Here is a 21,938-nt window from a genome sequence, read left to right on the forward strand (position 1 = left end):
TCTAGTTAATGTATTTTACGGAATCGTTTGTCGCAAGCACCATGATGGCAATGCAATTCGGGGTCACCCATCATGGAATTTTCGAGTCTTCTGCTGTCGGCCAGCGCCTTGGCGCCCGTCGTCTTGATGTCGATGGCCGCGTGCCTGCCCCTTGGCGGCGGCGCGCGCGAGGCCTTGTTGTGGAAACGCTTCCGCCGCTTTTCGGTCGCGGCCTTGCTGTGCGCGCTGGTGACGCCGGGTGTGCACCAGCTCCTGTCGTCGGCGCCCACGGGCACGGTGTCGATGCAGCCGCTGCCGTGGCTGGGCATCAGCGTGCTCGGGGCCTGGCTGGCGGTGCTGGTGCAAATGCTGGGCACCGTCATCGCGGTGTTCTCGTCGCGCTATCTGCAGGGTGAGACCGGGCAAGGGCGTTATGTCGCCGCGCTCGCCGCCGTGCTCGCGGCGGTCCATCTGCTCCTGCTCGCCAATCACTGGCTGGTGCTGATTGCGGCCTGGGCCATCGTTGGCGTGGCGCTGCAACACCTGTTGTGCTTCTACCCCGACCGTCCGTTCGCCTTGCTGGCTGCCCACAAGAAAAGGATTGCCGACCGGCTGGCCGACGTCATGCTCCTTTGTGCCGCGGCGCTCGCATGGTGGGCGGCGGGTAGCGGCTCGCTGGCCGATCTGCAGCAGCATCTGGACACGTTCGGCGCGTCGATGCCGCTGCAGTTGAGTGCGGTGTGCGTGGTCGTCGCGGTGATCCTGCGCACGGCGCTGTTGCCGGTGCATGGCTGGCTGATCCAGGTCATGGAGGCACCGACGCCGGTGTCGGCGCTGCTGCATGCCGGCGTGGTCAACCTCGGCGGCTTCGTGCTCATCCGCTTCGCCCCGCTGCTGGAGGCGGCGCCGGCCGCACGCTGGCTGCTGGTCGGCTTCGGGCTTGCCACCGCCTTGCTGGCGGGTCTGGTGATGCTGACCCGCATCAGCATCAAGGTCAGGCTGGCGTGGTCCACCGTGGCGCAGATGGGCTTCATGGTGCTCGAGTGCGGTCTCGGCCTGTATACGCTGGCCGCGCTGCACTTGATCGGCCATTCGCTGTACAAGGCGCATGCCTTCCTGTCGGCGTCCGCGGTGGTGAACGACAGCAAGCTGCGGACGATGCGCGGCACCGCCGCATCCTCACCTGCGAGCCTGCTCCTTGCACCGGCGCTGGCGGTCGCGATCCTTGCCCTGATACAGGCGCGGGTCCCCGGCACCGCGTGGCCATGGTGGTGGAGCGGAGTGCTGGCGCTGGCGTGGGCGCCGATGTTGTGGCTGCCCACGCGCCGCGCGGGGGAGGGCGGCCTGCTCTGCTGGCGCGCGCTTGCGGGGCTCGCCATGGTGGCTGGCCTCACCGCGGTGGCACTGGCGGCGCATGCCCTGCCGTTCGGCCTGGATGACGCGCCCCAGCATCGGGCCGGTGTCGTCGCGATGCTCGGCATGGGCGTGATGTACCTGTGTCTCGTCACCCTGCAGGTCCGTCCGCAAGGCCTTGCCGTGTGGCGGCGCTGGAGCTACGCCGGCTTCTACGTGGATGAGCTTTACACCCGGCTGGCGCTGCGGCTGTGGCCGGCGCGCTGGAGTGTCGGCGCATCCGCGAGTCGCGACCATGTCCTGATCGGTGCAGTCGCCGCCACCGCCAACAAGTGAACAGACCCCAGGAGCATCTCATGAACACCATGAACCTTGAATTCGCCGCGTCTGCGCCCGAGTCGGAAGAAGCGTCGCTGCACCGGCGCATCGAGGCCGCCTGCGAGCAGGCCTGCCAGGCGATCGCGCCGGCATGGCCGCTCGATCGCGCCATCGCCGTCAATCCGCACTGGGCGCGGATCGGCAGGCCGGTGCGCGAGGTGGCGGCGCGCATGGCCGTGCTGGGAAACATCCAGGTCTTCCCTTCGCGCAGCTATCTCGCGCAGGCATGGGAGGCGGGACGCATCACCCCCTCTGATCTCGCTCACGCCCTCGTTGCGCTGCCGGCGGCAAGTGCGGCCGCGCTCACCGCGGCGCAATGCATCGATGCCTTGCATGGCACGACCCGCCTGCCCGGCCTGCCCTTGCTGATCGACGTGCTGGACGACGATCCCGCAGGCCATGCCCGCCTGTCGTGGCGGCAGGCGATCACGCATCAGGTGAGCCAGACCTGCGCTGCGTACTTCGACGAGCAGGCGGACTGGCAGCCGGAGCGCGGTGAGGGCTTGTATGCCTTCTGGCGCGAGACCCTGACCCACGACCACGGCATCGGTGTGCTGATGGGCTTGCCCGATCTGGAGCGGTGGCTCGACGCGCTACCCGTCACCCGCGAGGATGCCGAGCGCTGGGTGCTGCAGCGCCTGGGCCTGCCCGAGGCGGTGTGGGCGGACTACCTCGAGGCCATCCTGCTGACGGTCAATGGCTGGGCATCCTGGTGCGCCTACCTGGGCTGGCAGGCCAGGCTCGAAGGCAGGCCGGATTCGCACCTGCGCGACCTGCTCGCCATTCGCCTTGCGTGGGGGGCAATCGTGCTCGAATGCAAGGACGACGTCGTCACCCGTCAGGCCTTTGCCGCGCTGCAGGCGAAATGGATGCATGCGCCTGTGGTGCTGAAGCAGGCCGAGGACATGCTGTTGGTGGACGAGGTCTGGCAACTCGCGCTCGAGGCCGGCTACCAGCGCGAGTTGGCGCACAAGCTCGTCCGCGACGGCCTGAGCGCAAAGCCGGCGCCGGCTGCGGCGATCGAGGTTCAGGCGGCGTTTTGCATCGACGTGCGCAGCGAGCCCTTGCGGCGCGCCCTCGAGGCGGTCAGCCCCACGATGCAGACCATCGGCTTTGCCGGTTTCTTCGGCTTGCCCGTGGCCTATACGCCGCTGGCGACAGCTGCGCGGCGCCCGCAGCTGCCCGGTTTGCTCGCGCCCGCGCTCGAGGTGACGGACCACATCGCCACCGCTGGCGCCGACAGGGATGACGCCGACCTGAACGCCGCCGACCTGACCGCCGCGGCGCGTCGGGCGCGGCTGCGCCGTTTTGCCTGGTCCGAACAGTGGCGCGCCGCCAGCCGTTGGCCCAGCGCGGCGTTTTCTTTCGTCGAGGTGGCGGGGGCGGGCTATCTCGGCAAGCTGTCGAACTGGCTGCGGCCGTCGGCCCGCGCACGCGTGCGCGACGATCTTGCGGGCCTGCCCGCGCGTTACCGGCCCCTGTGCCGTCCGACCCTCGCCGGCCTGGATACCGACGCCAAGGTCGCCCTGTCGGCGCGCGTGCTGCACGCCATGGGGCTGGATCACCAGCTCGCGCCGCTGGTGCTGCTGGTCGGGCATGGCAGCCAGAGCGCCAACAACGCCCACGCTGCGGCGCTGGACTGTGGCGCCTGCTGCGGGCAGACCGGCGAGGTCAATACGCGCGTGCTGGCACAGATGCTCAATGAACCGGCCGTGCGCGCCGGTCTGGCGGCGGGCGGGATCACCGTGCCGGCGCAGACCGTGTTCGTCGCCGCCCTGCACAACACCACGACCGACGAAATCGAGGGCTTTGACCTCGACCTGCTGCCGCCCGACGGGCGCACGCGCTGGTTGCGGCTGCAGGAAACCGTCTTTGCCCCGGCGTGCGATCAGGTCCGCCGCGAGCGTGCCGCACGGCTCGGTCTCGATCCGCGTGCGGGGGAGGAACAGCTTCTGACCCAACTGCGGCGTCGTGCCAACGACGGTGCCCAGACCCGGCCCGAGTGGGGGCTGGCGGGCAATGCCGCGTTCATCATCGCGCCGCGCCACCGCAGCCGGGGCCTGGTGCTGGACGGACGCAGCTTCCTGCACGACTACGATGCGGAGAACGACGCCGACGGCAGCGTGCTGGAACTGCTGATGACCGCGCCGATGCTGGTGACGCACTGGATCAACTGGCAATACCATGCCTCGACCTGCGACCCCGCGCGCCTCGGGAGCGGCAACAAGGTGCTGCACAACGTGGTGGGGGGGCACATCGGGGTGTTCGAGGGTAACGGTGGCGACCTGCGCATCGGCCTGTCACGGCAGTCACTGCATGATGGCGAACGCTGGGCGCACGAGCCGCTGCGACTGACCGTGGTCATCGATGCCCCGCGCCGGTCGATCGAGCGCGTGATCGCGCAGCACGAGGTGGTGCGCCAGCTGCTCGACAACGGCTGGCTCCACCTGTGGCGCTTCGACGGGGCGCAATTGCGCCGTTACGTCGGTGGCGGCTGGCAGGCGCTCGGTTTGGAGATGCGCTGATGCCGGTCCGGCTGGCTTGAAGCGCCGGCCTGCCTGGGGGCATCCCCAGGCAGGCCGGGTACTCAGCGCTTGCGGATCATGCCCACCACGATCAGCAGCACGATGGCGCCAATCACCGAGCCGATGAAGCCCGCACCCTGGCCAGCGTGGTACAGACCCAGCGCCTGCCCGCCGTAGGTTGCCACCATGGAACCGCCGATACCGAGCAGGATGGTCATGACCCAGCCCATCTGGTCGTTGCCGGGTTTGAGTACGCGTGCGATGAGGCCGATGATCAGGCCGATGAAGATGGTGGCAATGATGCCCATGTTGAACCTCCGCGAGCGTTGGTGAGGATGTCCGGCACAGGATGCCATGCCGCAAGTCGTCGTTGCAGGGTCATTCTAGGTCCGCAACGTGATCTTGCGGTGACGAGTTGTGACGATTCGCTTGCCATGCACGGCCGCCGGACGCTAAGGTCCTGTTCCCGCAGGCACGCGGGTTTCAACAACAGGTAAGGGCAGAACCGATGCTGGCAATGGTGCAGCGCGTATCCGAAGCGCATGTCGAGGTGGACGGGCAGACCACGGGGCGAATCGGTCGCGGTTTGTTGGTGCTGCTATGCGCGGAGCGTGGCGACAGCGAAGCCGAAGGTGAGCGCCTGCTTGCGAAGCTGCTCAAGCTGCGGGTGTTCTCCGACGAGGGTGGCAAGATGAACCGCTCGGTGCAGGATGTGGGCGGCGGCCTGCTCATCGTCAGCCAGTTTACCCTGGCGGCGGACACCAGCGGCGGCAACCGCCCCAGCTTTGGCGCAGCTGCGGCGCCGGACGACGGTCGCCGTCTGTACGACGCATTCGTGCAGCGCGCGCGAGAGAGCCACCCTGAGGTGCACACCGGCGAGTTCGCCGCGATGATGCAGGTTCACCTGGTCAACGACGGGCCGGTGACCATCCCGATGCGCATCGCGCCCGCAGCCACATGAAACGCCAGCCCTATGCCGAGGTGCAGGCCTACCGCACCAAGGACGGCTCGGAAATCCGCGAGTTGATGCACCCGGTCATCCACGGCAACAGGGCCCAGTCCCTGGCCGAGGCGACGGTGCCGGGCGGCAAGCGGACGCTGCTGCACATGCACAAGGAGACCGAAGAGCTCTACCACGTCACCGCCGGCGAAGGCCGCATGACGCTTGGCGCGGAGACCTTCGCCGTCAGTGTGGGCGACACCGTATGCATCCCGCCCGGCACCCCGCATTGCATCGAGGCCGTCGGCCCGCAGGCGTTGCGCCTGCTGTGCTGCTGCGCGCCGGCCTACAGCCATGCGGACACCCGCCTGCTGGAAGACAATCCGGACGCCTCGCCGTCGTGACCTTCCGTGCGTACGTCACACGGGCGACGCCCAGCTGTGGCGGCGGGGCGTCGTCGGCAAGCCTCAGGGCAACCAGCGCTTGAACACGGCGTCAAGCGTGCCGTTCTCGCTCACCAGGTGTACCCATTGGTCGACGTAGTGCTTGAAGATCTCGTCACCCCGCGGTAGCAGGAAGGCCTTTTCCGAGAACGTGAAGGGCTTGTCCGGATGCACCGCGCACAGGCCGGGGCGCAGCTTCTGCTGGAGCAGGGTTTCCTCGGCATCGGTCATCATGAGATCGGCCTTGCCGTCCGCGATCTGGTCGAAGATGGTGACGTTGTCCTGGTACACCTCAATCGTGGCTTGCTTCAGATTGGCGCGGGCGAACTTCTCATTGGTGCCGCCGGGATTGACGATCGCCTTGACGCCGGGCTTGTCGATCTGCTCGAGCGTCTGGAACTTGTCCACATCCTCGCAGCGCGTGATCGGCGTCTTGCCCGAGCGCGCCGTCGGCAGCGAGAAATAGGCCTGGCGCGAACGCTCGAGCGTCACCGAGATGCCGCCGACGGCGATGTCGCACGCGCCGCTGGCATAGTCCGCCATCAGCTTGGGCCAACTCGTCTGCACGAACTTCACCTCTGCGCCCAGGCTCTTGCCGAGATCCTTGGCGAGGTCGATGTCGATGCCCTCGAAAGCCTTCGTTCCGGGGTTGAGATAGGTGTAGGGCTTGTAGTCGCCGGTGGTGCATACGGTGAGCGTCTTGGCGGCGCTGATCGCATCGAGCCGACTCGGCTGCGGCATCGGCCCTTCCGCATGGGCGAGGGTGCAGGCCAGCATCAGCGTTGCGGCAACCGGGAAAACTTTGTTATGCATGTGTCTCACTCCTGGGGGGGGCATTGAATTGAACGGTACGCCGGCTTGAAAGAAGCCCACCGTCCTGTCGTCCGGTATCGACCGGAATGCGCCTGACGACCCCAGTGTGGTGTACCGCGGGCGAAATTTCCAGCGCCCGCCCGTGAGGCGTCGCGGCTGGGTTTCGAGGGCTGCCACGAAACCCATCCCCACCCCAGCCCGGTAGCCAGCGTGGCGGCGCTATCCCGAGACTTGCTGAAGAGAGGGCTTGTCGCCCGGGCATCGCGTCCGAGAAGCGCCGCAGCGCTTATCATGTGAGAATCAATATGACATTTCGCGCAAATACCATTGGTATTAATCTAAAATGACGCCGCGCTGCGCATCCCGCTCCGTCATCGCCAACAGGACAGGGTGCATGGCTTAGGCTACAGGGAAGGCGTCATCGCATGGCGGCCCTTTCGCTCATTCACGATATGAACCGCAAGGAAGACAATGGCGTTCACTGACGATGCGATCGATATTACCGTCGCAATAGGACGGGGCATCTACTCCGTTGGCGAGGACATCGTCCTCGGGCTCGAGCGTACCGGCGAAGGCCTTGGCCTTGGTCAGGACGGCAGAATGGCCAGCATTGGTCACGAAAACAACGCGATGATCGGGCTGATCGAAAACATGATCAAACTCGGGGTGGATGACAGGCGAAGTCCGCTGTACCGGAGCATCGCCCACGTGCTGGAGCACTATTATTCCTACTTTCCGGACAGCGCCATCGAGTACCTCGCGAAGCAGGCGGGCATTGGCGCGGGCTATACCGCGGGCAGAATGCTGATCGGCAAGAAACTGGCAGAGGCAGTTGCAGCGAGGATCGCCGTGGTGGTCGCGACCAGCGCGCTGTTCAAGCAGATCGCCACGCGCATCGGCCTGTCCGCGGGCACGTCCGCCACCGGTATTGGTGCGCCGATCGGCCTGCTCATGATGCAGGGACTCTTGCAGCGGTCGTCACACGCCGCAATGCGCCTGGCGGAGAAGAGCCCCGCGCTGTACAAGACGCTCGAGCGCAATGGCGACCTGCAATTGCTGTACTTTCTGATCGAAAAGCCCATGAGCAAGTATATCGACGCCATCGCCGCTGCCGAGCGCGCGCCGCAGCTGTTCAACGGGGCCATCGAGCGGGTCTATCGCGGAACGGCCGTGCAAGCCAGATGAACAGGAAATCCTGGATCTACCTGCTTGCCCGGATGACGCTGATCGATGAGATCGCGGGTTTCATCTACTGGGCCGCGGTCATCTACGGCATCTATCTGCTCGCCGGCTGGCTGAACAGCCCGCTGTTGCTGGCGGGTGTGCTGGCGGCGTACATCGTGGTGGCCGTGATCGTCTACATGACGGTCGTGAAGAAGGTGAAATCGCTACTCAAACCCGATCCGGACGAGTAGGCCTGCGGCCGCCAGTGTGCTCACTCGGCGTGCATATGCTTCGAGCAACAATGTGATCTCTCCGTCTTTCTTCATTCGGCCTTCCTCGGGCGGCCGCATGGTAGGCCGGAGCCGGTGGCGTTTTCTCTGCCGGCTCTTCAACCGCAAAATCCGATTGTCGCCAGACGTGGGGGTTTTGTAGAGAGGGTGCGACACTCAGGCAGCTATCGACCCCAAGCCGCCATCCAGGCTTCCCTGAAGCGGCCATTCGCCCACGCGAACCTTCAGCAAGTTTCGCTGCTCCGAAGCTGCCGTTCGTGATCTCACATATCCGGCCAAGAACTGACTGTCTTCTGTTCCGCACAGCTTACCTTCGTCGGGCCACTCCGCTGAGGAAGCTGACTTCGCCCCTTGAGTGGGTATTCCCTTCCCTAGCGATTTCCTGGGCCTAACTGCTTCTTTGCTTGCTGATACCTGGCGTCCTTTAGCCAACTGTATCGATCCGAATCTTCCGCGAGCAGAAAGCGCTGCATGGCTTCGCGGTCGGCACCGTCCAGTTGTTGGAAGATGCTTCGAAGTTCGGAGTCGATGCCTTGTTCGGGCGCACCTCGTTTTCGGGCCTTTTCGTACCATTCATGGCCTTTCCCAAAGTCGCGCAGTTCCATATGCACCGCCCCAAGCAGCGTACATGGGCGATAGTCTTGAGGCATCAGCGTATGCGCTGTCTCGCCCATGTGAATCGCTTCTTTGTGCCGGCCGAGATCGCGCATCGCCCCGCCACGAGTAGTGAGAACAGCAGATCGAACCTTGGGCTGTTTGAGCCGAGCAGGTACAACGCTGTCGATCAGTTCGAGAGCCGTATCAGACTGATTGCACTTACGGTAATGCCCGCTGGCGTTAACGGCGTTCCATGGATCCTGGGTGCGCCGATATTGATCGGCATGAAAGTCCGCTTCGAGGCGGTGATACGCATTTCGGAGATGCTCTGAGAAATGCTTTTTCGCGCAAGTAACGAGCCACGTTAGCTCTTCTTTCGGTAGCCGGTTACCCCCATCGATTTCTTGGAGGAGCTTCGTCATCCGTGGAATCAATGACTCATCAGTCAGGGATACATCGTATTTTCTGTACAGGGCTTGCCTCTGCATCATCGCGATGTACGCAGGGTCATTCTCGCGAGCAATGCGGGCTGCCTCGGCAGCCTCCTCTCTTGCTTTACGCTCCAATGCAGCGGTTTCGGTTGCCGTTGCAGCCTGTATGTACATGTCGAGGGTCAATTGGCCGAAGGCGAGTCGATACAGATCGTCTGGGGCACTTTGCCTCAGGTAAGTGAGTTCTTCTCCGGTTAGTGGGCGTCCCCGGAAGAGCGCCTCCAGAAGACCTCTCATCGGAGGGAAAACGGCAGCGGTAACGTGTTCCAGATGGAAGTAACGAGCAAGGTCGACCGCGGTCGGCTCCGCGTAACCCGGCGTGTTTGCTCGAGAGAGGTAAGCTGCAGCGGCCAGTTCGCAATTTCGTTCACGCTGCGCTTTCCATTCGGCCTGTCGAGCCCTTTGTGCCGTAAGGACTGCTTCCGTGGCTTCCCGCTCTCGCTTGCGGCGGAGGCTGCGCTCGGCCTCCCAATCCCGCTTTTCGGCCGTTTTGCGGACCGGGTGAGTGGTTTTCCGAGAGACGTAGTGTGCAGCAAGGCGCTGCCGCTCAGCTTCCTTCGCTTGATTCGCGGCCTTCGCCGCCTGATATCTATTCAAATAGGTTGGATCGAGCCCCGCTACGTAAGCATCATGAGTGATCTCTCCGCAGGCAAGCCGATATAGGCCCGGAAGATTCTGGCGCTGCAGGAAATCCAACGAATTCTTCGTCAGCTGCCGTCCCTGGTACATCCCTACGAGGATGCCGTTTAGGCGCGAATTGGGAATGGTTGCAGCAGGGATATGGCTGACGCAGTAGTAATCTGCGACGAGATTTGTGGAGCTACCCATGACGAACCCATTGCGCCTTGTTTGGTTATGAACGCTGATTATGACCCACTCGCTGCGGAGATAGCATGAATGGATTGCTCCATGGCAGCTTCAAGAGTGTTTTCAGCGAGGCTGCTTTGGGGCCATCTTGCCGATCAGGGTCGGGTTGCGACCGACAACTCCCCGGATTCATCGCCCGAAAGCCGACGTTGAAGGTTCTCTTCCCGAAAGCTGCCGCTGGCTGGTGAGTCGTTTCGACCGGTGGCCGCCGGTCGTCTCAAGCGGCCGTCGGGCCGCAATCGCCTCTAGGCTGACGTTTAACGCTCAAGCTGTGGGGCGCGTGACGCGCAGCGGCACAGCGTCCCACACGAGCGCATTGTTAGCAGTTCTTCTATTCCCATACTTTAAAATCACACAGGATTTCATCACGCAACCGCTCGGATATTGGATTTACTTTTTCAGTGATTAAATCCGAGTTGGCATCGTTATCCATAACATTGTTCATTATGCTTTCCATAACGTTTTCTAACTCAATAAGACTACTTCTCACTCTTTTTGAGTAATAGGGCATATTTTCAATGACGGCATAAAGTTCAGCAGCGCAACCATTTAGAAATGCCAAATCTTTTGCTTGTGTTCTATCTTTTAATGACATTCTAAGCGTCGATGAAAATTTGTATGCCAACTTGTAAGCATTGATTCTTTGGTTGTCATGTAGCTTGATTCGTTCAAGTTTTTCAGCCCTACGAGAATATAGCCAGTCCTTCAAAAGGGGAATCGAAGCGCCAACCAAGACGCCAATAATACTCTCCATGATTTATGATTCCCCCTAGATGTGATATTGACTGCTAACGTAGAAATGAGCGGCCTGCGCGGCTTTTCGCGCAAGTCCGCTCGACTGCCGGGTTGGGCCTATGTAGCGAGACCACTGATGTCCTCCACGGTAATGTGTTTCTCTTCGCCTTTCCCTGCGACGATTAGCTCCAAGAGGACGGCCGCTTTGTTGGCAACAGGCACAGGGCATTCGACCACCGCAAACAATCCGGTTGTGTTTGGCGAGAAATACTTAACGATAATTGCAGGCGGCAAGTACGCGCCTGACGCGACTGTGATTGGCGATGCAACCGCGCTCATGAAATCGGCTTCGAGTGCAGCCGCGAGCGGACGATCACAGGCGAGGGCGTAACCGAAGCGACTAGCAAGACCTGCGTAGTCGTGGCGCACCAGTAAGGAGCGAGCCTCTTCACCAAAGGCAATGAGTGAGCTCTCATCGGTCTGCGCGGGGAGGAGTCTCATTCAGAGGCCGAACGTCTGAATTCACCGGCCTGCGCGGCTTTTCGCGCAGGTCCGGTGGAGTGATTGGTTGGCGCCATAGATCAGCGACGAAACTTGAGCAAACACTAGCGAGAACCAGACGAAGAGAAATGACGCAAAGATCAATGCGGTGTGGGCAGAACTGGCGGGGCCGGTGACAGAATCGCGGGCCGCGATTAATACCGCAAAAGATACGGCACCGACCAAGCCAATGGCAAAGGAGAACAAGCGAACACGACGGGGACAATCACCATATAGCTGTTTGAACGAGAGCCAAAGGTTAAAGATGCCAAACCTCCGCCAGAGCACTACGTTATGCACGGCGCCACCCAGCAGCGCAAGAACAACCCCCGCTCTTTCAATCCACAGGCAAAGGGTGCTCATTGATGTAGCGCCGAAGAACGGGCCGACCGCGGCCAGCGTGAGAAGCAGCGCAGCAAACAAGCCAACGCAGGATGCCAGAAGGTCAACTCGTTCAATGGTGCCCAGCGACTTCATGTTATGGCGCTAACTTGTTGCAGACCGCAAAATTGTGGGCGTAACCAAGTGGCTGCGGTATAACCTGCCGAACCCCGCAGGCTTGAACCCCTGATGGCACTTGAGATTGGGCGGCGTGGCGCGTTTATTTTCAGTCATAACCAAATCAACAAACCCCGCAGTCGTGACAAGGAGAACTCGTACCCATCGAATACGACGAGCATACGACTGGGATGACGTCATGTCTATCGGATGTGTCCGGGTGCTTTACGCCAAGGTCCGCTTCAGGTTGGTTGCTGACGCCGGGCAAGAGTAGCTGAACTACCGCTTCTGGCCGGATTCTGTCGTTCATGACTTGGACCCCAACCAGCCGCACCGGCCGACAAGCCGCCAAATTGAATATCTCCAACCCGCCCCCTCAAACCCCCAACCCGGCTGTCGGCCGCCCCCTTGGATATGCGTGCTGGCATGGACACGCTGCTGGCGCGGGTGGTGCGCGTGTTCGGTGAGGCCCAGCCGCATCACGCCTACCTCTTCAGCAACCGGCGTGGCACCCGCTTGAAGGTGCTGGTCCATGACGGCTTCGGCGTGTGGCTCACGTGCCGGCGACTGAGCCAGGGCCGGTTTCACTGGACCGAAGGCCAGGGTGGTGTCGCACTCACCCGAGCGCAGTTCGACGCGCTGGTGCTCGGGCTGCCGTGGCAGCGCCTGGGCGACGGCGGCGTGATCCGAACAATCTGAGCGGACGCCATCGGCGAATCCCCCGATAGTGCGACAGGGCACGCATCGGGCATGATCGGCCCATGCCGTTGCCCGCCGACCTCGACCGCCTGGATGCTGAGACGCTACGTCGCCTGCTCATCGAGCAGGAGCGCGAACTCGTGTGGCGCCAGACCAAGATCGAGCGACTCACGCATGAGCTGGCGCTGCACAAGCGTCATCGCTTCGGCGTGCGTGCCGAGCGCCTGTCGGCCGAGCAGGTGCAGCTCTTTGAGGAAACCGCCGAGACCGATCTGGCGGCGATGAGCGAAGAGCTCGAGCAACTGCAACCGGACACCGGCAAGAGCCAGGCGCCCAAGGGCCAGGCCCGGCGCAAGCCGCTGCCGCCCGAGCTACCGCGCACCGAGATCCGTCACGAACCCGATTCGACCACCTGCGCCTGTGGCTGCCAGATGCGCCGCATCGGCGAGGATGTGGCCGAGAAGCTCGACTACACCCCGGGCCACTTCACCGTCGAGCGCCACATCCGCGGCAAGTGGGCCTGCAGCGCGTGCGAGACCCTGGTGCAGGCATCGGTGCCTGCGCACATCATCGACAAGGGCATTCCCACCGCCGGCCTGCTCGCCCAGGTGCTGGTGGCCAAATACCAGGACCATCTGCCGCTGTACCGCCAGGAAGGCATCTTTGGACGGGCCGGGCTGGCGATCCCGCAATCGACGCTGGCCCAGTGGGTCGGACAGAGCGGTGTGCATCTGCAGCCGCTGGTCGATGCGCTCAAGGCCGATGTGCTGGCGCACCCCGTGCTGCACGCGGACGAGACGCCGGTGGCGATGCTCGACCCGGGTGCGGGCAAGACGCATCGCGCCTACCTGTGGTCCTACAGCGTCGGCGCGTTCGATCCGATCAAGGCGGTGGTTTATGACTTCGCCGAGAGTCGCGCGGGGCGGCACGCCCAGGCGTTCCTGGGCCAGTGGCGCGGCACGCTGATCTGCGACGACTACGCCGGCTACAAGGCGCTGATCGCCATGGGTGTGCGTGAGGCCGGCTGCATGGCGCACGCGCGGCGCAAGTTCTTCGATCTCACCGCCCAGGGCCAGAGCCAGATCGCCAGCGAGGCGCTCGAGGCCATTGGCCAACTCTACGGAGTCGAACGCGAAGCGGCCGAACTCGACATCGATGCCCGGCAGCGCTTACGGGAAGCGAAGGCCCGCCCCATCCTCGAACGCCTGCACGCGTGGCTCCTGCAGCGGCGCACCCAGGTCCCCAACGGCTCGGGCATCTCCCGCGCCATCGACTACAGCCTCAAGCGCTGGGCCGCGCTCACGCGCTACGTCGACGACGGGCGCGTGCCCATCGACAACAACTGGATCGAGAACCAGATCCGGCCAATTGCGATCGGGCGCAAGAACTGGTTGTTCGCGGGTAGCCTGCGGGCGGGCCAGCGTGCCGCTGCAATCATGAGCCTGATTCAGTCTGCGCGGCTAAACGGCCACGAGCCCTTTGCGTATCTGAAGGATGTGCTCGAACGGCTGCCGACGCAGCCCTACAGCCGGATCGGGGAGCTGCTGCCGCATCGATGGCAGCCGAGCCACTGCGCCTGAGCGAAACGGCAAGACGGGTTCGCCGGGCGCTTACGAGGTACTGAGCGCCAGTCTCAGGGAAACCATGGAGCTCGCACGTTTCGCGGTGGATGCACTGGGACGCGCGGAGCAGGCGGAAGGCGCGCTCGAACTTACCAGCTATGACCTTGCGATCGTGGATATCGGCCTGCCGGGCATGGATGGCCTGACGTTGATCCAGCGACTGCGGCGTCGCGGTTTCGATCTGCCGGTATTGATTCTTACCGCCCGCGACAGCCTGCAGGACAGGGTCGTCGGGCTCGACACCGGCGCTGATGACTACCTCGTCAAGCCTTTCGAACTCCCCGAACTGCTTGCACGCGTTCGGGCCCTGATCCGGCGCAGCCGGGCGGCGGCGAGTTCGGTGATTGTTTTCGGGCCGCTGACCCTCGATCTTGCCGCGCATGGCGCCCGTCTCGGCGACGATACGCTGGAGCTGACCGGGCGCGAATGGAGTGTGCTGGAGCAGCTGATGCTGATGGCTCCGAAAGTGGTCACCAAGGCCAAGCTCGCGGTGAGCCTCAGCCAGTGGGACCGGGAGATTACGCCCAATGCGGTAGAGATCTATGTTTCCCGCCTGCGCGCCAAGCTTGCCGGTTGCGGCGTGCATATCCGCACCGTGCGTGGTATCGGCTACCGCCTCGAAGAGGGGGCTGACGGTGGCTGAGCCGCGCGCTCGTAACAGCTTGCGTGGACGTCTGCTCATCCTCCTCGCATTTCCGCTTCTCGGCTTGCTCGCGCTCAGCGTGGTGGCGGACTACCGGACCGCGCTGCGGCTGGCGAACGAATCTTACGATCGGGGGCTGACGCAGGCCGCCGTGGCGCTCGCATCCCGCCTCGAACGCGACAAGGACGACGAGAAGATCGAGATCGACCTCCCGCCTGCAGCCGAGGCCATCCTTCGCAGCGATCTCGAGGATAACATCCTCTATGTCGTGCTCGATGCCGGTGGCGATTTCGTTACCGGAGACCGGAAACTGCTTGGGCTGTCATGGCCAACGGGCAGCAAAGGGCCATCGTTCGCGGATGCACAACTCGACGGCGCAGCGCTGCGCCTGGTGCGTTTTCCCTATGCGAGCGAGGTTCTGAAGGCGACCGTCATTGTCGCCGAGACCACGCACAAGAGAGATCGGACGGCTTCCGGCATTCTCTCCGCGGTGATCTGGCCCAACGTCGTTCTGATTGTCGCCACGCTGCTGCTGGTATTGCTCGTCGTGCGCTTGTCGCTGCGTCCGCTCGATGCTCTGGGTGACAAGATCGCTGCACGCGCACCCGACGACCTGAGCCCGATTCCCGACACCGATATCCCGGACGAGGCGCGTCCGCTGGTCAGTGCGCTCAACCGATTGATGGGCCATCTGGTCGAGGCTGCCCGGGCACAACAGGCCTTTCTGTCGAACGCGGCGCATCAGCTTCGGACGCCACTTGCAGGGCTGCTCGCCCAGCTCGATCTGGCTGCGCGTACCTTGCCCGAGGATGCACGTCCCCGCGTCGAGCGCATTCAGGCGGTAACGCGACGACTTTCTCACCTGACGCACCAGATGTTGTCCCTTGCGCGCTCGTCACCAGAGGCCGGATCGGCGCTGGACAAGGATTTCTGCGCCGTCGACCTGGCTGTTCTGCTGGAGGATAGTGCCTCGGAATTTCTCGATGCCGCGGTGGACAAGGCAATCGATCTCGGCTTCGAGACAGCGCCGACGATGATCGAAGGGTCCGACTGGCTGTTGCGCGAACTGATCGCCAACCTGATCGACAACGCGATCACCTACACACAGCGTGGTGGGCACGTGACGGCCCGCTGCGGGATCGACGCCGACGGCAGCGGTTGGCTCGAGCTTGAGGACGACGGACCAGGCATCCCGGTGTCCGAGCGAGCGCAGGTTTTCGAGCGCTTCTACAGGCTTGGTGGTGGCAGTGCCGACGGCGCCGGGCTGGGGCTGTCCATTGTGCGTGAGGTTGCGCTGCGGCACCACGCAAGGGTGGGGGTCAGCGAAGGCGAAGGCGGGCGCGGCCTGCGCATCCGAGTGACATTTCCTCGGACACCGTTTGCATAGCACGTTCGCGCTGTCAGGGAATTGAAGGGAAACCCGCCTTAGGGTGAGCGCACTTCTTCACAGTGAGTCGCTTGCCATGCACCCGTCCGCACAAAGTCATCGCGTGTTGCACACGCCGGTCGAGCGCCACCACCGCGCAACAATTGCACTGCATTGGGCGACGGCGAGCCTGATTCTGGGCGCCGTTGCGCTGATCCTTGTCCGCGACCTCGTCGATACGAAGGCCCTGCGCGCCTTGCTGCTGGAAGGTCATCGCGGCTTCGGTGTGCTGGTTCTGATCGCGGCGACTGCACGCCTTGTGCAGCGGGCGCGCCGTCTGCCGCGTCCGTCCGAGGCGGACATGCCGGCCCTGTTTCGGCGCGCGGCGAGCGCGACACATGCGATGCTCTATGGCTTGCTGCTTGCCGTTCCGGTATTGGGCTGGGCGCTCTCCTGCGCACGAGGCCAGGCAGTGTACGTTTTCGGTCTTGGTCCACTGCCCACGCTGCTGGCACGTAGCGCTGACCTCGCCGACACGCTGGCCGATTGCCACGGCTGGGCGGCCTGGTCCCTGCTTGCCCTCGTCGGCATTCATGCGTTTGCCGCCATGTGGCACCACTTCGTGCGCCGCGATCCGGTGCTGCTGAGGATGCTGCCCTCACTATTTGCCACCCGCCTGCAGGCGCGCCGCGATGCTGACGCGGCGATCTGATTTTCCCGCTTCCTGACTTGCCCGAAAAGGTTCCTCATGACGTCTCGACTCAAACCGCTGTTTTCATTGCCGCGCGCAACGTTCCGCGCTGGTGCATTCCTTGTCGCCACGCTCACCGCCTTCGGCGCCGGCATGCAGTCTGCCTATGCGCTACCGAGCTTTGCGCGCCAGACCGGGCAGGATTGCGCGGCCTGCCATGTGGGCGCCTATGGCCCCCAGCTGACGCCCTACGGCGTGCGCTTCAAGATTGGCGGGTACACTGACACCGACGGAAAACCGGACAAACTGGCCGTGTCGGCGATGATGGTTGCCGCGGTGACCCATACCGGCAAGGAGCAGGCGGACCCGCCGACGGCGCATACACATCGCAACAACAACGTTACCATCGATGAGGCCTCGCTGTTCTTGGCAGGGCGCCTCGCGGACAACGTGGGGGCATTCGTGCAGGCCACCTACGATGGCGTCGAGCAGAGCAGCGCCCTCGACCATGCCGACGTGCGCGTCGTGCATTCGATGGAGGTGGCGGGTAAGGACACCGTGTTCGGCATCTCGGCCAACAACAACCCCGGCGTGCAGGATCCCTTCAATACCATGCCGGTATGGGGCTTCCCCTATACCGGGCCTGCGGTGGGCTTCGGTGGCGGTGATGCAACCACCTTGATCAACGGCGGACTCGAGCATCGGGTCATGGGTGCATCGGCCTACGCGTTCTGGGATAACTCGCTGTACGCGGAGCTCGGCACCTACCGTTCGTTGTCGCCATCCGTGCAGAGCCGGACCGGGCAGGGTCGGGCCGATGACATGGGGCGCCTTGGTGGCGGCACCTCGTATTGGCGTCTGGCGTGGATGCAAGACTGGAAAAAGCAGGCTTTCACTGCCGGCCTCTTTGGTCTGAGTGCGAGCATCCAGCCGGACCGCCTGAGCAGCGGCCCGACGAACAAGTATCGCGATGTCGGTGTCGATGCCTCATATCAGTTCCTCGGGACGCGCAAGCATATCGGCACGATCTACACCAGTTACATTCGCGAGCGTCAGACCCGTGGCGATCTGTTTGCAAACGGCGACGCCGACAAGCTCAAAGGCAATCTGAACGAGTTCCGCATCAACGCTTCGTACTACTACGATCAGACCTGGGGCGTGAGCATGGGCCGCTTTGCGACGCGCGGTAACCGCGACGCCACGCTCTATGGTGACGGCTACGCAAACGGGTCGCCGGATACTTCGGGCACGGTACTGCAGGCGGACTGGACGCCGCTGGGCAAGGAAGACTCGTGGGGTGCGCCGTGGGCGAACCTGCGCCTGGGCCTGCAATACACGATGTTCGACAAATTCAACGGCGCGCGCCGCAACTACGACGGCAGTGGTCGTGACGCGAAGGACAACAACACCCTGTTCCTGTTTGCCTGGACTTCGTTCTGAACCGGATGCCGCACATGAAGACGACCCGACTCAAGATCATCGCCGCCGTCGGCTGGATCTGCATCCTGAGCCTGACCTGCGGCGCGCTGCCCGCGCGGGCAGGCGGAAAGGTGCAGAACGGAGAGGACGTATTCGCGCAGGAGTGCGCCGAATGCCACAGCGTCAGGGAAGGGAAGAACAAGAAGGGGCCCTCCCTGTTCGCCGTGCTCAACCGCAAGGCGGCCAGCATCAAGGACTTTTCCTACTCCGACAGCCTGGCGCAGTCCGGGCTGGTCTGGAGCGAAGCTGCGCTCGACGCTTACATCGCCAATCCACGCAAGTCCGTGCCGGGAGGCAAGATGAAATACGACGGGCTGTCGGATGCAAGCGGACGAGCGGACCTGATCGCCTACCTTGCGAGCTTGAAGTGAAGTGTGAAGCGCGCATGCGCCATCGTGTCCCCGCTGATCGCTTTCATAAGCGGTCCTGGATTTCTGGCGACACCTGATCCTTTCCGAGTGCGCGTGCCCCCGCTCGGGCGATCGTGTCCGTCCTGAACGCTGACCGTCATGCACCCAATCGGCGTTCGTTACCCTTGACCTGGCCCCCTGCCCCCCTGTTGCGCCGGATGGAGGGTCTGGGCCGAATTTGGCAGGACCACGGTGTTCGCGAGTGAGCGAGGGGGCTTCGTTGCCTTGCGCTTCCCTCTCTCGGCACAGATCCACATTTCATGCGGATTCGTCGAAAGGCAGGTACGTGTCCGACATCGCACACACGTTCGCAAGCGTGAGTTGAAACGCATATAATGCGCGCTACAAACCTAGAGCACGATTGAGCGGGCGCCCACTCTGACGCGGCAAGCGTCGTACTTTCAGTGACATAAGATATCGAAGCGGTAGCGTACATGCGCCTGCTGTCTGGAGTGGCGTGCCCGCTTCGCGTTCGAGCCCACTTCCTATATTTCACGCGCTCTTCAGATGACAGCTTGGCGACCGTGGCTCATCCTTCTGACTGTCTGCACGCTCGGTGTTTTTCTGCGCTTTCAGCAGATTTCAATTCAATGGCTAATTGATGACGAGTGGCACGCCGTTCACAAGGTGATTGCAAGTGACGGCTATCTCTCCATCCTGACCAGCTTTGGTCATACCGACTACAGCATCCCGCTGACACTGTATGACAGGCTGCTGGCTGACACGATCGGTCTGTCTGAACTTCGAATGCGCATGCCGATGTTGCTGGCAGGCAGTCTGTTTCTCGTCCTGTCGATTCTTTGGGTGAAGGCTAGGTTCGGTCATTCAATCGCCATCTGCTTTGGCTTCCTGGTCGCCACCTCCCCAATGCTGGTCAATTTCAGTCGCAACGCCCGACCTTACATGATCACCTTGCTGCTGGGGGCGATCGCAATCTGGGCTCTGGCCCGGTGGACACGCGACAGTCGGCGATGGCCGTGTGCCTTGATCTATCTGTTATGCGCCTGGATGGCCTCGTATCTCCATCTGATAATGGCGCCATTCGTTCTGACCCCTTTGCTTCTGTCTGCACTGACATCAAGCACCAAAGGCGCCGGACCCTCAATTGGCCGTGTCGCGGCAGTCTGCGGCGTGATTGGTGTCTGTATGGCGCTGACCATCCTCCCTCCGTTGTTGTTCGATTGGTCGTCGATGGCTGACAAGACGGGCGCAGATCTTCCGAACATGGCGACACTGATTGGCGTCTGGTATGGATGGCTCGGCAGTGGGTCGAGCATCACGGTCGGTATCTGTATCGTATTGGCCGCAATCGGATATCAGCCACTGAAAAGTAACGCTGCACTGGAGTTTGCAATGTGGTTGAGTGGTCTGGCCGGAATCGTGCTGGTCGTTCTGGTCATGCGTCCCGCCTGGGTTCAAACACCGCTCACCTTCGGCCGATATTTGCTTCCCGTCCTGCCTTTGCTTCTGTTGTTGGTCGCGGCAGGTGCGAGCCGGATTGGAGAGCGACTTCCTCCGCTGGGGAAAACCGCCTTTCTTGCAGCCCTTGCAGTCTCAATTTTTCCAGGGACGCTCTATCGCGGCCTGCTCGACAGGCCAAACAATTTCACCCTGCATTCCTACTATCAGTTCGACTACCGGGAACATCTGAATCCTGTTCGCGGCATGTTTGCGCCATTCGCGACCCCTTCTGCATTCTGGAGTCGCTTTCGTGATGCAGATGCGGAAAAATATATCATTGCAATTGGTGGAATCGCTGGGTTTGAGTCCTTTTATAATCTTCAATTGCTATACCAGCCCGTCCACAAGCAGCGTCTTCTGAATCTTCAGACCTCGGGCGCATGTGGCGAGCAGCGCTTGGGGGAAGCGTTTCCGAGTCAGGGTGTTTACCTGCGGAATGCCGTATCACTTGCGGTCGATGGCGATCTCGATGCAAAGAACGTCGATTGGGTCGTGATCGATGTGCGCCAGGGAAGTGCAGCGCACCTTGTCGGTCTCCAGCAATCTTCTTGGCGCGAGCCACAATGCGTCAGCTATCTAAGGAAACGATTTGGTGCTCCCGAGTATGCAGATGACGAATTGATCGCTTTTCGTATTTCAGACAGGTGAAATTGGGGAGTTCAGCGGATGATCAATGGTAGGACCGTGATGGTTGTCATGCCTGCTTACCGGGCAGGGCGGACGCTGCTCGCAACCTGGAACGCCATCCCACACGACGTCGTTGATCATGTATTGCTGGTGGACGACGCCAGCGACGATGATACCGTGTCGACAGCGCTGGAATTGGGCATTCGAGTCAAGCTGCACACCCGAAACATCGGCTACGGTGGTAACCAGAAGACCTGCTATCGCGATGCGCTGGAGCAGGGGGCAGATATCATCGTGATGTTGCATCCGGACTATCAATATGAGCCTCGCCTGATCTCTGCGATGGCCGGCATGATTTCCTCCGGCGTGTATGACATGGTGCTTGGCTCTCGTGTCCTCGGCGGGGGCGCTCTGAAGGGCGGGATGCCCCTGTGGAAATACATTGCCAACCGGTGTCTTACCGCCTTTGAGAACATCCTGCTTGGCGCAAAATTGTCTGAATATCATACCGGGTACCGAGCCTACTCGCGGCAGTTGCTTGCCGAAATTGACTGGGAAAATAACTCGAATGACTTTCAGTTTGATAATGAGCTGTTGGCTCAGGTCATTCTTGGCGGATATCGCTTGGGGGAGATCTCCGTGCCAACGAAGTATTTCAAGGACGCGAGCTCAATCAATTTCATTCGATCGGTTCGCTATGGCATCGCCGTTCTCGGTGTGTCTGTTCTTGGTCTGGCCTTTCGCTCGGGATTGTATCGGCACAGGCTGTTCTGTCGCGTGAAGTGATTGGCAGGCCCTGTTGTTTGGATTGAAATGGCAATCAGGAGTAGAGAAAAATTCAACCCGTCTCAGCAACGATAGCGGATTGGGCTCGCAGCTTTACGCTTCATGCCGTAACGGGAGTTGTGGCCGTGATGGCTCACTATCTGGTGATGTGGATCATGCTGCAGATTTTCGCCATGCCGTTGTTGGCGAGTGCTGTGGGGTTCTCAGTCGGTGCGGCAACGCGATACTGGATGTCCTACTTCAAGATTTTTTCACCGGAAGGGGGCGTGTCCGCAACCTTGATAAAGTTCATCGTGGCGATTGGCCTGCAGTTGCTGGCGAATATCGCGTTGCTCGACATTCTCATGCAGGCCGGGATTGAGTTGTGGATCGCACAGGTGATTGCAACCGTGTCGCTCACCATTCTGAACTATCTTGCCTACCGGCTCTGGGTGTTCCGGTAGATGGTTTGCGAGCGAACGGTGGGGCCGGCATGGCGGACTGCCGATCGGGCCAACATGACTACTATCGTGCTCAGCGGCGTTTCAAACGCTGCAAATAC

The 21,938-nt window shown here is 62.2% G+C and carries 22 protein-coding genes; 16 read left to right on the forward strand and 6 right to left on the reverse strand.

Translation table 11 applies throughout. The annotated features are described in order from the left end of the window. Positions 1–72: 72 nt before the first annotated feature. Entirely contained in the window at positions 73–1,668 is a 1,596-nt protein-coding gene (locus J5J83_RS19025) for an NADH-quinone oxidoreductase subunit L (protein ID WP_212351504.1), read from the forward strand. Positions 1,669–1,688: 20 nt separating this feature from the next. Beyond that, entirely contained in the window at positions 1,689–4,235 is a 2,547-nt protein-coding gene (locus J5J83_RS19030) for a DUF2309 domain-containing protein (protein ID WP_212351505.1), read from the forward strand. Between the two features lie 62 nt (positions 4,236–4,297). Here the strand turns inward: J5J83_RS19030 and J5J83_RS19035 are convergent, their stop codons facing one another. Next, the gene (locus J5J83_RS19035; RefSeq protein WP_212351506.1) at positions 4,298–4,543 is read right to left on the reverse strand and encodes a GlsB/YeaQ/YmgE family stress response membrane protein; all 246 of its coding nucleotides are present in this window, start codon (positions 4,541–4,543) and stop codon (positions 4,298–4,300) included. Between the two features lie 200 nt (positions 4,544–4,743). Between J5J83_RS19035 and dtd the strand changes: the two genes are divergently transcribed. Continuing rightward, positions 4,744–5,196: a D-aminoacyl-tRNA deacylase gene (gene dtd, locus J5J83_RS19040; protein ID WP_212351507.1), complete on the forward strand. Its 453-nt coding sequence runs from the start codon at positions 4,744–4,746 to the stop codon at positions 5,194–5,196. Next, entirely contained in the window at positions 5,193–5,579 is a 387-nt protein-coding gene (locus J5J83_RS19045; RefSeq protein ID WP_212351508.1) for a cupin domain-containing protein, read from the forward strand. The genes dtd and J5J83_RS19045 overlap by 4 nt, the downstream gene beginning before the upstream one ends. A 63-nt stretch (positions 5,580–5,642) precedes the next feature. Here the strand turns inward: J5J83_RS19045 and J5J83_RS19050 are convergent, their stop codons facing one another. Beyond that, the gene (locus J5J83_RS19050) at positions 5,643–6,431 is read right to left on the reverse strand and encodes a transporter substrate-binding domain-containing protein (RefSeq protein ID WP_282959136.1); all 789 of its coding nucleotides are present in this window, start codon (positions 6,429–6,431) and stop codon (positions 5,643–5,645) included. Positions 6,432–6,902: 471 nt separating this feature from the next. On the opposite strand from J5J83_RS19050, the gene J5J83_RS19055 reads away from it, so the two are divergent. Together J5J83_RS19055 and J5J83_RS19060 are read left to right on the forward strand one after the other, a co-directional pair. Then, positions 6,903–7,616 carry a hypothetical protein gene (locus J5J83_RS19055; RefSeq protein WP_212351510.1) on the forward strand — a complete coding sequence of 238 codons (714 nt, stop codon included), beginning with the start codon at positions 6,903–6,905 and terminating at the stop codon, positions 7,614–7,616. Next, a complete protein-coding gene (locus tag J5J83_RS19060) occupies positions 7,613–7,846 on the forward strand; it encodes a hypothetical protein (protein ID WP_212351511.1) in 234 nt (77 codons plus the stop codon). The genes J5J83_RS19055 and J5J83_RS19060 overlap by 4 nt, the downstream gene beginning before the upstream one ends. A 410-nt stretch (positions 7,847–8,256) precedes the next feature. On the opposite strand, the gene J5J83_RS19065 is transcribed toward J5J83_RS19060, so the two are convergent. The 4 genes from J5J83_RS19065 to J5J83_RS19080 form a co-directional block, all read right to left on the reverse strand. Next, positions 8,257–9,801, reverse strand: coding sequence for a hypothetical protein (locus tag J5J83_RS19065; RefSeq protein ID WP_212351512.1), 1,545 nt, complete (start codon positions 9,799–9,801; stop codon positions 8,257–8,259). A 370-nt stretch (positions 9,802–10,171) separates the two neighbouring features. Beyond that, positions 10,172–10,594, reverse strand: coding sequence for a hypothetical protein (locus tag J5J83_RS19070; RefSeq protein WP_212351513.1), 423 nt, complete (start codon positions 10,592–10,594; stop codon positions 10,172–10,174). A 98-nt stretch (positions 10,595–10,692) separates the two neighbouring features. Beyond that, positions 10,693–11,076 (reverse strand): hypothetical protein, encoded by a 384-nt coding sequence (locus J5J83_RS19075; RefSeq protein ID WP_212351514.1) that lies wholly within the window; start codon positions 11,074–11,076, stop codon positions 10,693–10,695. Between the two features lie 21 nt (positions 11,077–11,097). Further along, positions 11,098–11,592 (reverse strand): hypothetical protein, encoded by a 495-nt coding sequence (locus J5J83_RS19080; protein WP_212351515.1) that lies wholly within the window; start codon positions 11,590–11,592, stop codon positions 11,098–11,100. 414 nt (positions 11,593–12,006) lie between these two features. On the opposite strand from J5J83_RS19080, the gene tnpB reads away from it, so the two are divergent. The 10 genes from tnpB to J5J83_RS19130 all read left to right on the forward strand — a co-directional run bounded on the left by tnpB (position 12,007) and on the right by J5J83_RS19130 (position 21,840). Then, a complete protein-coding gene (tnpB, locus tag J5J83_RS19085) occupies positions 12,007–12,312 on the forward strand; it encodes an IS66 family insertion sequence element accessory protein TnpB (protein ID WP_282959181.1) in 306 nt (101 codons plus the stop codon). Positions 12,313–12,374: 62 nt separating this feature from the next. After that, on the forward strand, positions 12,375–13,892 hold the full coding sequence (locus J5J83_RS19090; RefSeq protein ID WP_212351517.1) for an IS66 family transposase: 1,518 nt from the start codon (positions 12,375–12,377) through the stop codon (positions 13,890–13,892). 40 nt (positions 13,893–13,932) lie between these two features. Beyond that, positions 13,933–14,577 carry a response regulator gene (locus tag J5J83_RS19095; protein WP_282959182.1) on the forward strand — a complete coding sequence of 215 codons (645 nt, stop codon included), beginning with the start codon at positions 13,933–13,935 and terminating at the stop codon, positions 14,575–14,577. Continuing rightward, on the forward strand, positions 14,570–15,964 hold the full coding sequence (locus J5J83_RS19100) for a sensor histidine kinase (protein ID WP_212351519.1): 1,395 nt from the start codon (positions 14,570–14,572) through the stop codon (positions 15,962–15,964). The genes J5J83_RS19095 and J5J83_RS19100 overlap by 8 nt, the downstream gene beginning before the upstream one ends. 43 nt (positions 15,965–16,007) lie before the next feature. Then, positions 16,008–16,655: a cytochrome b gene (locus J5J83_RS19105; RefSeq protein ID WP_212351520.1), complete on the forward strand. Its 648-nt coding sequence runs from the start codon at positions 16,008–16,010 to the stop codon at positions 16,653–16,655. Between the two features lie 36 nt (positions 16,656–16,691). Continuing rightward, complete coding sequence (locus J5J83_RS19110) at positions 16,692–18,074, forward strand: cytochrome C (protein ID WP_212351521.1); 1,383 nt, start codon at positions 16,692–16,694, stop codon at positions 18,072–18,074. Positions 18,075–18,088: 14 nt separating this feature from the next. Beyond that, positions 18,089–18,484 (forward strand): c-type cytochrome, encoded by a 396-nt coding sequence (locus J5J83_RS19115; protein ID WP_212351522.1) that lies wholly within the window; start codon positions 18,089–18,091, stop codon positions 18,482–18,484. 546 nt (positions 18,485–19,030) lie between these two features. Further along, positions 19,031–20,632: a glycosyltransferase family 39 protein gene (locus tag J5J83_RS19120; protein ID WP_212351523.1), complete on the forward strand. Its 1,602-nt coding sequence runs from the start codon at positions 19,031–19,033 to the stop codon at positions 20,630–20,632. 18 nt (positions 20,633–20,650) lie between these two features. After that, positions 20,651–21,397, forward strand: a complete 747-nt coding sequence (locus J5J83_RS19125; protein WP_212351524.1) for a glycosyltransferase family 2 protein — start codon at positions 20,651–20,653, stop codon at positions 21,395–21,397. Between the two features lie 71 nt (positions 21,398–21,468). Continuing rightward, a complete protein-coding gene (locus J5J83_RS19130) occupies positions 21,469–21,840 on the forward strand; it encodes a GtrA family protein (RefSeq protein ID WP_349251957.1) in 372 nt (123 codons plus the stop codon). Positions 21,841–21,938: the final 98 nt, after the last annotated feature.

Origin of the sequence: Azoarcus sp. L1K30 (assembly GCF_018122735.1) — a bacterium.
GTDB lineage: Bacteria > Pseudomonadota > Gammaproteobacteria > Burkholderiales > Rhodocyclaceae > Parazoarcus.

What these genes read in the sequence shown, in the direction of transcription:
- J5J83_RS19025 (WP_212351504.1), top strand. Translation starts at nt 73, where the DNA reads ATGGAATTTTCGAGTCTTCTGCTGTCGGCCAGCGCCTTGGCGCCCGTC.
- J5J83_RS19030 (WP_212351505.1), top strand. Translation starts at nt 1,689, where the DNA reads ATGAACACCATGAACCTTGAATTCGCCGCGTCTGCGCCCGAGTCGGAA.
- J5J83_RS19035 (WP_212351506.1), bottom strand. Translation starts at nt 4,543, where the DNA reads ATGGGCATCATTGCCACCATCTTCATCGGCCTGATCATCGGCCTCATC.
- dtd (WP_212351507.1), top strand. Translation starts at nt 4,744, where the DNA reads ATGCTGGCAATGGTGCAGCGCGTATCCGAAGCGCATGTCGAGGTGGAC.
- J5J83_RS19045 (WP_212351508.1), top strand. Translation starts at nt 5,193, where the DNA reads ATGAAACGCCAGCCCTATGCCGAGGTGCAGGCCTACCGCACCAAGGAC.
- J5J83_RS19050 (WP_282959136.1), bottom strand. Translation starts at nt 6,431, where the DNA reads ATGCATAACAAAGTTTTCCCGGTTGCCGCAACGCTGATGCTGGCCTGC.
- J5J83_RS19055 (WP_212351510.1), top strand. Translation starts at nt 6,903, where the DNA reads ATGGCGTTCACTGACGATGCGATCGATATTACCGTCGCAATAGGACGG.
- J5J83_RS19060 (WP_212351511.1), top strand. Translation starts at nt 7,613, where the DNA reads ATGAACAGGAAATCCTGGATCTACCTGCTTGCCCGGATGACGCTGATC.
- J5J83_RS19065 (WP_212351512.1), bottom strand. Translation starts at nt 9,801, where the DNA reads ATGGGTAGCTCCACAAATCTCGTCGCAGATTACTACTGCGTCAGCCAT.
- J5J83_RS19070 (WP_212351513.1), bottom strand. Translation starts at nt 10,594, where the DNA reads ATGGAGAGTATTATTGGCGTCTTGGTTGGCGCTTCGATTCCCCTTTTG.
- J5J83_RS19075 (WP_212351514.1), bottom strand. Translation starts at nt 11,076, where the DNA reads ATGAGACTCCTCCCCGCGCAGACCGATGAGAGCTCACTCATTGCCTTT.
- J5J83_RS19080 (WP_212351515.1), bottom strand. Translation starts at nt 11,592, where the DNA reads ATGAAGTCGCTGGGCACCATTGAACGAGTTGACCTTCTGGCATCCTGC.
- J5J83_RS19090 (WP_212351517.1), top strand. Translation starts at nt 12,375, where the DNA reads ATGCCGTTGCCCGCCGACCTCGACCGCCTGGATGCTGAGACGCTACGT.
- J5J83_RS19110 (WP_212351521.1), top strand. Translation starts at nt 16,692, where the DNA reads ATGACGTCTCGACTCAAACCGCTGTTTTCATTGCCGCGCGCAACGTTC.
- J5J83_RS19115 (WP_212351522.1), top strand. Translation starts at nt 18,089, where the DNA reads ATGAAGACGACCCGACTCAAGATCATCGCCGCCGTCGGCTGGATCTGC.
- J5J83_RS19120 (WP_212351523.1), top strand. Translation starts at nt 19,031, where the DNA reads ATGACAGCTTGGCGACCGTGGCTCATCCTTCTGACTGTCTGCACGCTC.
- J5J83_RS19125 (WP_212351524.1), top strand. Translation starts at nt 20,651, where the DNA reads ATGATCAATGGTAGGACCGTGATGGTTGTCATGCCTGCTTACCGGGCA.